Consider the following 11092-nt stretch of genomic DNA (forward strand, 5'->3'; position numbering starts at 1 on the left):
TATGTTAGTATATTACTTATGATTTTAATAAAAACTATAAAACAACAGCAACGAATCCAGTATTTTAATATTTGTTTATTGAGAATATATTAATTTTAAACATTACAGTTTTGCCGAAAATTTTAGCAGTCATAAAAAAATTATAAAAAAGTGTTGAGAGTCAATATAAATTTTGCATGGAAAAAACAGAAAAACAAAAAATGCTGGCAGGCGAACTGTATCTTGGTTTCGATGCAGAGTTAGTTGCTGAAAGGAACTTCGCACTTCGTCTACTGAGAATGTATAACTCTACAACTGAAGAACAACAAGAAGACCGTTTGGAAATTCTACAGGAATTATTTGGTCAAGTGGGACAAAATGTGACAATTCTGCCGCCATTGCACTGCGACTACGGTAAAAATATTTATGCAGGCGACGGATTGTACATGAATTATGGCTGTGTGATTTTAGATTGCAATACAGTTCATATTGGTGACAATGTATTGTGCGCTCCTTACGTTCAAATTTACACGGCATATCATCCGACAGACCCAGAAACTCGCCTTTCTGGTAAAGAACTCGCCGCTCCAATTAAAATCGGTAATAATGTCTGGATAGGCGGCGGTGCAATTATTTGTCCAGGTGTCACAATTGGCGACAATACGACTATTGGTGCTGGTAGTGTCGTTGTCAAAGATATACCTGCAAATGTCGTTGCTGTTGGTAATCCCTGTAGAGTTATTCGGGAATTATAATTTTTAGCTAACAAAAGTTGTCCCGAACTACGCTATCAGATATTCTTACAGCTAGTATACATAAAGATACTGAAAGAAGGAGTAGTTTCTGTGGCTACCATTAAAGTGTCAGTAGCTGCAGCAGCAGCATTTATAGTTTGCGGTACAGTGAAAGTCGCAGCTGCTGCAACCTTCAGCGATGCTCCTCTATTTAACGATGTGGCTAGCTACAGTACAATAATCTCTGCTAATAATGACCTAGCCGATATATACTTTCCCAACCCGTCAAATTTGAAAACTGGCAATTACTCCTTTCCTGTTGCGCTGTTATTGCAAGGTGCAAATGTCGATAAATCAGATTACTCAGAATATGCCAGTATAGTCGCTAGATACGGATTTGTAGTTGTTGTACCCAATCATCCAAGGTCACTCCCCCAGTTTGGATTCACAGGACTACTACCTGAAACCTCACAAATCAACGCTGTTTTAGCACAAATGGAAGCAGAAAATTCCAATCCTGCTTCACCGGTTGCTGGCGTTATCAATACACAAAAACTAGGCTTGCTCGGTCACTCTGCAGGAGGCGCAGTTGGACTATCTGCCATTGCAAACCTCTGCCTCTCCCCTATTCAATGTGAAGGTTCTTTCAGCCGACCAAATGAACTGGTAGCAGGAGCATTTTTTGGTGCAGGTCTGCGTAATCAAAACGGAGCGTTCTTTCTTCCCATCAACAACTCAAGAATTCCCATCGCCCTATTGCAGGGAACTCGTGATAGCAGAGCTCTTCCCATTAACGCTGAAAAAACCTATGAGCAGATCCAGACGCCTCCCAAAGCGTTAATTAGTATTTTGGGTGCTAACCACTATGGCATCACGAATACCAATAACCCTGCAGGTGCAATCACAGATCCTAACACGCCAACCATCCCTCAATCTGTGGGAGTAGAAACTGTCGCCCGTTGGAGTGGACTCTTTTTACGTGCTAGTGTTCTTGATGACAAAGCTGCTTTTGATTACGTTTATGACACGGGTGATGCTCTAGATCCAAATGTGAGCGTGGTTAGCCAAGCTAAGCCTATTCCTGAAGCATCTTGTACATTGGGGTTAGTGGTACTCAGTGCCTGTGGTGCACTGTTGGGGCTGAAGAAACCCAAATAACATACGCAAGAAAACAGAAATAGAAGTGTTGTGTAGAAGGCATCGAATCAGCGCAGCCGTAGGAAACCTCGTAAAAGGTGAGTCCGAATTCATTTTACTTGTTACAAGCCATGTGACTGCAATAAAAGTTAAAAGTGCATAAGTTGACTTCACCCACAACTATTAAGAATGCAGTTAGAATTACCAACGAAAAGTGATTACCTGTTATAGTTTATAACTAAGATTCTATAGTGACAGGACTTAGGCACTTTACAAATAACTCCTGATATGATGCGTTATGCAACACGTGCATAGCCTGGTTGTATGGTGGCAGTAAATCTTAAGACAAAATAATTTTTCAGGGTTGTCTTGAAAAATTTCCAAGTTGTTGACGATTGCTGTCTAAAGTTAAACCAACAGCTTCCTACATAATGTTTGCAATAACGACAATACTAAATGCATCTGCAGATGCATTGGTATAGTGCGTAAGTTCTAAGTAATTTGCTTTTCGTTAGCTTTATTCCAACTAAATTTACCTATTTTCTTCAGAAGAAATTCACTTCTTTAGATGTTTCCCCATTGCCAAATCTCTGCTTTGGATATATTTCCCTAAAAAAGGGAAAAAACAGCAATAAAACTTAATGCTTTTCCAGGAGGACGTATATGTTTAACAATATAAATGATCAGTTACAACAAGATTTAGAAAAAGTAGAAATTTCTTGTCATGAACAAAAGCCACTAGTACAGAGATATCTACAAAATCCTTTTTCTGTTATATCGTCAAAGATTGCTGCCCTGATGAAAGCAACTCTTGCCCCAAGCCCAGCAGAAACGCTGGAAAATAATCTATCTGAACACTACGAAGCTGACTCTAGCCAAGAGCAATATTTTTATACTCGTTTTACAGATAGAGTTGACCCCTCACTCTACTACATTGTATTCTTTCGCAACAAAAAGTTTTAAGCTGATACGCGTACGTATTCCACTTTTTTGTTAAGGACGTCACAAAACATTCGGCGTCGATACCTGAGCCTAAACGCGGGATAATATAAGTCTGCGCTACTTCGCTAAATTATGACTATTATCGTATTCGGCAGCATCAACATAGACTTGGTAGCAACAATACCCCGGTTACCAGTTGCAGGAGAAACGCTGCTGGGACGAGATTTTTTCAAAGCACCAGGCGGTAAAGGTGCAAATCAAGCAGTAGCATCAGCGCGGCTGGGAATTCCAACCTACATGGTGGGGCGTGTAGGCGCAGATAGTTTTGGTACAGAACTCCTCGACTCTCTGCAAGCATCCGGTGTGCAAACTGACAATGTGTTGGTGGATGAAACCGTGAGTTCTGGTGTTGCCATGATCACTGTAGATATGAGGGGTGAAAATCAAATTCTTGTCATTCCTGGTGCCAATGGGCGCGTTAATGAGGAAGATGTGGAACGGTTGTCGCGTTTGTTACCAGAAGCTACTGCATTACTTTTACAATTTGAAATCCCTATGCCTGCTGTTGTTGCCGCTGCCAAAGCCGCACGAGAAGCGGGAGTCACAGTCATTCTCGATCCAGCACCTGTACAGCCTGATGTACCAGATGAACTTTACCCATTAATAGACATTATCACACCGAATGAAGTGGAAGCAGCGCAACTGGTGGGTTTTCCCGTGGATGGAGAAGAATCGGCAACAAAAGCAGCGGCTGTATTACGACAAAGGGGTGTGAAAAATGCGATCGCCAAACTGGGAGCAAAAGGTGTTTTGTGTGCCACTCAAGAGGAAAGCTTTTTTATACCTAGTTTTCCAGTTCATACTGTTGACACAACTGCTGCGGGGGATGCGTTTAATGGTGGTTTAGCGGCGGCGCTTCATGAGGGACTTTCTTTGCGTCAGGCGGTGGTTTGGGGTGCAGCAGCGGGTGCTTTGGCTGCAACGAAACCAGGGGCGCAACCTTCGCTTCCAGAGAGATTAACTTTTGATGAGTTTCTCAAAGAAAGGGGAGTTACTCCCTTGCCGCTAGAAGATTACCTATAATCCTCAAACATTCTCTTCCTCTAAACTCTTTTTTATATACTCATACAAAATTCGACTTTCTTCATTCTCAGAAATACTTACGCAGCGAATTAAATTTGCAGTGCATTCAGCCGCAAGAAACGCCAGCCGAACACCGTACGGAATATCTTCTATGAAATCTTGTAACTCGTAATTTTCACAAAATTCACCTTCGCTTTCTTCAATTTTTCCTTCATCGTTGACTTCTTCATTTTTTACGATAGAACACATGAGAATTTGAAATTTCACTCCGATTTCTTCTATGGCGTTATAAAGTGAAATCTTTTTTTCAAGAGCGTAAGCACAAGCACGTAATAATTTACAAAAATCTTCGTGATTGCCTGCTTCAAAAAAAGTTTCTTTGTCAAATTCGGGTTCAACAATCATCTTTAATTCTCTAACTTATTCTAGAAAGAACGCTACGTCTCTCGCTCCAAATATCAAACCTCTAATCGCATCCTTTTTCAATTAGTTCCACGACTTCTTATTTTTTTTGGCAAGAAGCTACGTGTATCTTTTACTTGGTGCAAGATGTGAGTTGACCTACATTATAGGTAATCTTCTAGCGGGAAGGGAGTAGCCTGTAGAGACGCTTCAAGCGGCGCGTCTCTACAACTACCAACTATTTACCTATATCTTCGTTCCACAGTTCGGGCTTTTCTTCAATAAACTCGCTCATCATTTGTTCGCATTCATCAAGATTGAGGTCAACAACTTCCACACCGTGGGATACCATAAATTCTTTAGCACCGGGAAACGTTCTTGATTCTCCAGCTATAACTTTTTTAATGCCAAATTGTACGACAGCCCCAGCGCACAGATAACACGGCATTAAGGTTGAATAGAGTGTTGTACCTTTATAGCTGCCGATTCTACCAGCATTGCGAAGGCAATCGATTTCCGCATGGGTGACTGGATCTCCGTCTTGCACACGCTTGTTGTGTCCTTTGCCGATAATCTTGCCATCTTTGACGAGAATGGAACCAATGGGAATTCCACCTTCTTGTCTGCCTTGTTTTGCTTGTGCGATCGCAGCTTGCATAAATTCATCCATTTTTTAAATCTCCATGTCTAAACAACTTGTCTTATTGGATCACGATGGTGGTGTAGATGATTATCTAGCAACTATGCTGCTGATGACTATGGATCACATACAGCCATTAGGTATTGTGATCACTCCAGCGGATTGCTACGCTGAACCAGCCGTAAGCGCTACACGTAAAATTTTGGATTTAATGGAATGTTCTCATATTCCCGTTGCCCAAAGCACCGTACGCGGTATCAATCCCTTCCCTCGCCTTTACCGTCGCGATTCATTTGTTGTTGACCATCTTCCTATTCTCAATCAAAGCGAAACAATTCGCACATCTTTAGTTGCCGAACCAGGTCAAGATTTCATGATACAAGTGTTACGTGAGGCACCAGAACCTGTAACGTTGATGGTAACTGGTCCGTTGACCACAGTAGCAACTGCACTCGAAAAAGCACCAGAAATTGAAGCGAAAATTCAAAGGATTGTTTGGATGGGGGGTGCATTGAATGTTGCTGGCAATGTGGACAAAAATTTGGAACCAGGACAAGATGGTTCCGCAGAATGGAATGTGTATTGGGACCCTATTTCCGCAGCACGAGTGTGGCAAACCCAGATTGAAATTATCATGTGTCCTTTGGATTTGACCAACAATGTGCCTGTGACATCTGACATTGTGTACAAAGTGGGAAAACAACGCCACTATCCCTTATCTGATTTAGCGGGACAATGTCAAGCGCTGGTTATTCCCCAAGATTATTATTTTTGGGATGTGCTGGCAACGGCTTATCTTGCTCATCCAGAATTTTATCAACTGCGGGAGTGGGAAACTGAAATTATCACCACAGGTCTGAGTCAGGGGCGTACCAAAATAGTGTCTGGAGGGCGTAAGATTTCTGCGATGGATACGGTAGATAAAAAAGCTTTCTACGCTTATATTTTGCAGCAGTGGGCACGGTGAATTTTAGATTTTAACCGCACCCTCGACGCAGAGAAACGCAGATAATGGTCTGTTACATCTCTGACTTTTCACGCCATATGGAAAAATCCACGAAAAACCTAACCCCCTAGCCCCCTTCCCTACTAGGGAAGAGGGAAAAATTAAAGCCTCTCTCCTTGTAGGAGAGAGGTTTGGAGAGAGGTTTTCCACATCTTGTGAAAAGTAAGGTTACATCTGCGTGCATCCTCGTCGAGGGTGCGGTTGCAATTCATGATTATTACAAACATTGAAACAAAATCAGCTACCGTTTGTTTTGGCGATAAACTCGATGTAATTACTTATAATAATAGTAAAAACAGGTTTTTTTGCTTTAACAGTGTATATTGCAATGATTTTCAACTGGTGCGTCTAAAATTGCAGATTTTATAGCAAAAAGATGAAAGAGAATAAAATTTTTCTACTGATTTTATTTTTGTGTTGCTTTCTATCTTTTGACCAGTTACCAGTGTAAAAGATAGGAGACGCAAAATGAACAAATCTCTTTTAATTGGTGTAACGCTCCGAAATCGATACAAAATTTTTCAGTATCTGGGTGGTGGCGGTTTTGGCGATACTTACTTGGCTAACGATTTAGATTTACCAGGGCAACCCCTGTGTGTTGTCAAACACCTCAAACTAAAAAACCCAAATCCTGATTTTTTGACTCTTGCGAAAAAGCTATTTGACAGGGAAGCACAATTTTTATACGAGCTTGGTAAGCAACATCCCCAGATTCCCCAGCTGTTTGCCCATTTTCCAGAAAACGGAGAATTTTATTTAGTTCAAGAATACGTTGATGGGCATGATTTGATAAAAGCAAAAGAAATTATTCCTGGTTCGCCCAAGAGTGAGAGTGAAGTCTTAAGGCTTGTTAAGGAAATTCTAGAAGTTTTGGCGTTTGTTCATCAACAAGGTATTATCCATCGGGATATCAAGCCACAGAATTTAATGCGGCGTAATGATGGGAAAATTGTACTGATTGACTTTGGGGCGGTAAAAGAAATCAGTGCTTTGAAAGTCAACGCTCAAGGTGAAAGCAGCCTAACAGTTGCAATTGGCACTCGGGGTTATATGCCTAGTGAACAACAGGCTTTTCGTCCTCAGTTCAGTAGCGATATCTATGCAGTGGGAATTCTTGCTTTTCAGGCGTTGACTGGATTACAACCTCAACAGCTACCGCGAGATGCCAACAATGGTGAATTATATTGCGCTTTGCTTGCCGACAGGATCAATATTAGCCCCCAGGGTGCAGAAATTTTAGATACGATGGTGCGCTATGACTATCGTCAGCGTTACCAAAATGGTACCGTTGCGTTGCAAGCCTTGCAGCGATATCTGGATCTCTATGAGGCTCCAACTCTCCAGCCAACGCCGAGAATTGTTCAAGCTTCACAAGCAGCTCCTCTCGTTTCTTCGCAAAACTCTTCGCAGTCAGTGAGTGAAACGTCTATTTTCCAAAAGATTTTGCAATTCTTTCGGCAGCTCTTTGGTGAAAGTACACCTGACAATCCTCAAGCATCAAGTATTATTGCTCGCCAACCAGCTTCTACTTCTGGCAGTTTTGAACAACCAGAAGGACAAGTAAGCTTGCAATCTGCCTTTTATGTAGAACGTCCACCCACTGAGGCTGACTGTTACGAGACAATTTTACAACCAGGAGCGCTGATCCGGATTAGACACACCGGCAAATGGGTAAGACTTCACTTTTGACACGTGTTCTTCATAATGGGGCGCAACATGGCTGTCAAACTGCCTTGAACTTTCAATCAGCAGATGCAGAGTTTTTTCTGGATAAGTTCTTGCAGTGGTTTTGTGGCAGCATTGCTCAGGAGTTGAATCTCAAGGATAAGCTAAGTGAATATTGGCAAGGTGTTTTGGGTAGTAAGGATAAGTGTACAAACTACTTTCAAAGATACTTGCTCTCAGAAATTGATAGCCCAATCGTTTTGGGTTTGGATGAAGTGGATCAAGTTTTTCAATATCCGCAAGTTGCCTCAGAATTTTTTGCCTTACTAAGAGCTTGGCATGAAACGTCCAAGAATAAAGAAATTTGGAAAAAACTGCGATTGGTGATAGTCCATTCCAAGGAGGTTTATATTCCTTTGAATATTAATCAGTCACCGTTTAATGTGGGATTGCCAATTGAGTTACCAGAGTTCAATGAGTCACAAGTGCGGAATTTGGTACAACGACACAATTTAAATTGGACTGAGGAGGAATTTCAGCAATTCATGGCAATGGTTGGGGGACATCCCTATCTAGTTAGGAAAGCACTTCATGAAATTGCTCGTGGCAGAATTAGCTTGTCGCAATTCTTACAAATTGCGCCGACAGAAGAGGGTTTTTATAGTGACCATCTGCGTAGGCATTTGAGGAATTTACAGGAAGATAGCAAGTTAGTTGCTGCTATTAAACAAGTCGTTGCTGTGACTCAGCCAGTACGGATAGAAACAGGTTTGGCATTTAAGTTACGCAGTATGGGGTTAGTGAAGTTTCAAGGTAATGATGTCACGCCTTTATGTGATTTATATCGGTTATATTTTCGGGATAATTTGGGGGTGAATTAGATTATTTTTTCTTGTTTTATCAATTTAGGACTTACGCAGAAGAGATCCCCCAACCCCCTTCAAAAGGGGGCTTTAAGATTCCCCCCTTTTTAAGGGGGGATCGAGTTTTTTCATTCCCAGTCTCTGGCTGGCAATTTCTCGTTCCCAGTCTCTGGCTGGGAATGTACTATCAGGAGGCTCTGCCTCCTCTAGCGGCACCGCTTTGTCTGTATTTCCTGCTTACGACCACCGAAACAAGGAATCCCCTAAGTGCATAATTTGATTCGTCTGACCCCTATAAAAAAGAAGATATTGTTGGTTAGCTCTTAATCGCAAACTTTTCTCGTTCCCAGTCTCTGGCTGGCACTATTAGGAGGCTCTGCCTCCTCTAGCGGCAGAGCCGCTTTGTCTGTATTCCCAGGTAGAACCTGGGAACAAGGAAAACAAGGAAAAAAGATAATCAGTATTTAACTAATCTATAAAGAAAATTAAAAAAAACATCTAAATGAATCAACAATTTCACCAATCATACAAATATCAAGTTGGGGGCAGTCTACCAATTGATGCTCCCACTTATGTGCAGCGACAGGCAGATTTTGAACTCTACACAGCGTTAAAGGCTGGGGAATTCTGTTATGTCCTCAACTCCCGGCAAATGGGCAAGTCTAGCCTGAAGATACGAACGATGCGAAGGTTGCAGGCGGAGGGTTTTGCCTGTGTTGATATTGATATTACAAGCATTGGCACTGCGGAACTCACTTCGGAACAATGGTATGCGGGGATAATTAATGCTATTATCAACAGTCTGGAACTCTATGAAAATTTTGATTTAAATACTTGGTGGTCAACTGAAGGTTTGCTGTCTCCAGTGAACCGATTAAGTAAGTTTATTGAAACTGTTTTATTGCAGTCGGTTTCTCAAAATATTGTGATTTTTGTCGATGAAATCGACAGTGTTTTAAGTCTAAATTTTGAGAGAGATGATTTTTTTGCTCTCATTCGCGAATGCTATAACAATCGGGCGACAAAACCAGATTATCAACGACTGACTTTTGCGCTGCTTGGGGTAGCGACTCCTTCTGATTTAATTCAAGATAAACGACGCACTCCTTTTAATATTGGTAGAGCGATTCAACTAACAGGTTTTCAGTTACAAGAAGCTAAACCGTTAGCGGGCGGTTTGGCTGTGAAAACGAATAATCCAAACGCGGCTATAACATCAATTTTGGATTGGACTAGGGGGCAACCTTTTCTAACTCAAAAACTTTGCCAGATGATTCTTGATGCTGATGCTGCTATTCCAGAAAATAGGGTTGCTGAGTGGGTAGAGGAGTTGGTGCAAACTAGAGTCATTTCTAATTGGGAATCTCAGGATGAACCAGAGCATTTAAAAACGATTCGTGACCGAATTTTACGAGGTGGTGCACAGCGTACAGGTAGGTTGTTGGCAATCTATCAGCAAATTTTGACCTCACCTTATCAAGGAGGGTTTGGAGGAATCAGCGCGGCTGATACTCCTGAACAAATGGATTTGCGGTTGTCAGGGCTGGTGGTAGAACAGCAGGGACATTTAAAAGTTTATAACCGCATTTACGAGTCAATTTTTAATTCCAATTGGGTTAATCAAGAGCTAAGAAATCTCCGTCCAGAATTCTATGCCACAGTTTTTGATGCTTGGTTAAAGTCTAACCAGGATTCTGCACATTTATTGCACGGGCAAAACTTACACGATGCTTTAGAATGGGCAGAAGGCAGAAGTTTAAGCAATCAAGATTATCAATTTATCTCTGCTAGTCAACAGTTTGAACTTGCCCAGGCGCAACGCAAAACCCAGAAGCAGCTTCGCATTGGTGGGACTATTTTGGCTGTGTCGATAGTTGGGGCAATTATCGCAGTCATGGCGGCTGGTGTGGCTAATCAACAAAGAATGACTGCTCAATCACAACGGAATTCTGCTGTATCAGAACGCAATAGCGCAGTTCAACAACGAGAGGACGCGAATAAACAAAAAGACGCGGCTTTATCAGAATTAAATCAGGCAAAGCAAGGAATCACAAAAGCGAATCAAGAAACAAGCACTGCCAAAAAACAAGCAGCATTAGCACAACAACAAGCAGTAACCGCCAAGCAACAACAGCAGCTAGCGCAAAATAATCAGCAAAAAGCCGAGGCAAAACAAAACGCAGCAGAACAAAAAGTCAAACAGACTGAACAAAAGTTAACTAATGCCCAGCAAAACTTACAGCGAATTCAGCAAGATGCAGCGCAAAAGACTCAACAAGCACAACAAAAAGTAAGTTTGGCAAATCAACAAGCAGGTGCGGCGCAAGCGCAAGCGAAAAAAGCTCAAGATGATGTGAAACAAGCCCAAGTTAGCCTGAAGCAAGCACAACAAGAAAGGGCGCAGGCATTGACAGAAACCAAAGTAGCACAGGAAGCAACGGAGTTAGAAAGAGCAGGGGTTGCAGCTTTAGACCAGTTTGAGAAACAACATCAAGAAATAGAAGGATTACTAGCGGCGATGGATGCCGGACAAAGGTTAAAACAACTGGTGAAGGATGGACGACCTTTAGAAAAATATCCTGCTGCTAGCCCCATCCTCGCTTTACAAACAATTGCTGACAATATCCACGAACGGGCGCAA

General features: G+C 41.8%; 10 protein-coding genes. 8 read left to right on the plus strand and 2 right to left on the minus strand.

All coding sequences use genetic code 11. From position 1 onward, the window contains the following. Positions 1-176 precede the first annotated feature (176 nt). From V5G28_RS07575 to rbsK, 4 genes are all read left to right on the plus strand, one after another. On the plus strand, positions 177-734 hold the full coding sequence (locus tag V5G28_RS07575; protein ID WP_096561671.1) for a sugar O-acetyltransferase: 558 nt from the start codon (positions 177-179) through the stop codon (positions 732-734). A 90-nt stretch (positions 735-824) separates the two neighbouring features. After that, entirely contained in the window at positions 825-1871 is a 1047-nt protein-coding gene (locus V5G28_RS07580; RefSeq protein WP_332992492.1) for an alpha/beta hydrolase family protein, read from the plus strand. 642 nt (positions 1872-2513) lie between these two features. Further along, the gene (locus V5G28_RS07585; protein WP_332992494.1) at positions 2514-2813 is read left to right on the plus strand and encodes a hypothetical protein; all 300 of its coding nucleotides are present in this window, start codon (positions 2514-2516) and stop codon (positions 2811-2813) included. 111 nt (positions 2814-2924) lie between these two features. Further along, the gene (gene rbsK / locus V5G28_RS07590) at positions 2925-3875 is read left to right on the plus strand and encodes a ribokinase (RefSeq protein ID WP_336230042.1); all 951 of its coding nucleotides are present in this window, start codon (positions 2925-2927) and stop codon (positions 3873-3875) included. Positions 3876-3878: 3 nt separating this feature from the next. On the opposite strand, the gene V5G28_RS07595 is transcribed toward rbsK, so the two are convergent. After that, the gene (locus tag V5G28_RS07595; protein WP_096561668.1) at positions 3879-4280 is read right to left on the minus strand and encodes a hypothetical protein; all 402 of its coding nucleotides are present in this window, start codon (positions 4278-4280) and stop codon (positions 3879-3881) included. Positions 4281-4515: 235 nt separating this feature from the next. Further along, on the minus strand, positions 4516-4947 hold the full coding sequence (locus V5G28_RS07600; protein ID WP_332992497.1) for a nucleoside deaminase: 432 nt from the start codon (positions 4945-4947) through the stop codon (positions 4516-4518). A 13-nt stretch (positions 4948-4960) separates the two neighbouring features. Between V5G28_RS07600 and V5G28_RS07605 the strand changes: the two genes are divergently transcribed. From V5G28_RS07605 to V5G28_RS07620, 4 genes are all read left to right on the plus strand, one after another. Next, positions 4961-5884: a nucleoside hydrolase gene (locus tag V5G28_RS07605; RefSeq protein WP_332992499.1), complete on the plus strand. Its 924-nt coding sequence runs from the start codon at positions 4961-4963 to the stop codon at positions 5882-5884. A gap of 507 nt (positions 5885-6391) precedes the next feature. Next, a complete protein-coding gene (locus tag V5G28_RS07610) occupies positions 6392-7612 on the plus strand; it encodes a serine/threonine-protein kinase (RefSeq protein WP_336230043.1) in 1221 nt (406 codons plus the stop codon). After that, on the plus strand, positions 7591-8469 hold the full coding sequence (locus V5G28_RS07615; protein ID WP_336230044.1) for an AAA-like domain-containing protein: 879 nt from the start codon (positions 7591-7593) through the stop codon (positions 8467-8469). Before V5G28_RS07610 ends, V5G28_RS07615 begins: the two co-directional genes overlap by 22 nt. A gap of 484 nt (positions 8470-8953) precedes the next feature. Beyond that, positions 8954-11092: AAA-like domain-containing protein (locus V5G28_RS07620; RefSeq protein WP_332992505.1), on the plus strand; the 2139-nt coding region annotated here is incomplete at its 3' end.

The organism is Scytonema sp. PRP1 (assembly GCF_036697665.2).
GTDB classification, from domain to species: domain Bacteria; phylum Cyanobacteriota; class Cyanobacteriia; order Cyanobacteriales; family Nostocaceae; genus Kalymmatonema; species Kalymmatonema gypsitolerans.

Excerpts from the sequence above, each read along its gene's own strand:
- V5G28_RS07575 (WP_096561671.1), top strand. The coding sequence starts at position 177 with ATGGAAAAAACAGAAAAACAAAAAATGCTGGCAGGCGAACTGTATCTT.
- V5G28_RS07585 (WP_332992494.1), top strand. The coding sequence starts at position 2,514 with ATGTTTAACAATATAAATGATCAGTTACAACAAGATTTAGAAAAAGTA.
- rbsK (WP_336230042.1), top strand. The coding sequence starts at position 2,925 with ATGACTATTATCGTATTCGGCAGCATCAACATAGACTTGGTAGCAACA.
- V5G28_RS07595 (WP_096561668.1), bottom strand. The coding sequence starts at position 4,280 with ATGATTGTTGAACCCGAATTTGACAAAGAAACTTTTTTTGAAGCAGGC.
- V5G28_RS07600 (WP_332992497.1), bottom strand. The coding sequence starts at position 4,947 with ATGGATGAATTTATGCAAGCTGCGATCGCACAAGCAAAACAAGGCAGA.
- V5G28_RS07605 (WP_332992499.1), top strand. The coding sequence starts at position 4,961 with ATGTCTAAACAACTTGTCTTATTGGATCACGATGGTGGTGTAGATGAT.
- V5G28_RS07610 (WP_336230043.1), top strand. The coding sequence starts at position 6,392 with ATGAACAAATCTCTTTTAATTGGTGTAACGCTCCGAAATCGATACAAA.
- V5G28_RS07615 (WP_336230044.1), top strand. The coding sequence starts at position 7,591 with ATGGGTAAGACTTCACTTTTGACACGTGTTCTTCATAATGGGGCGCAA.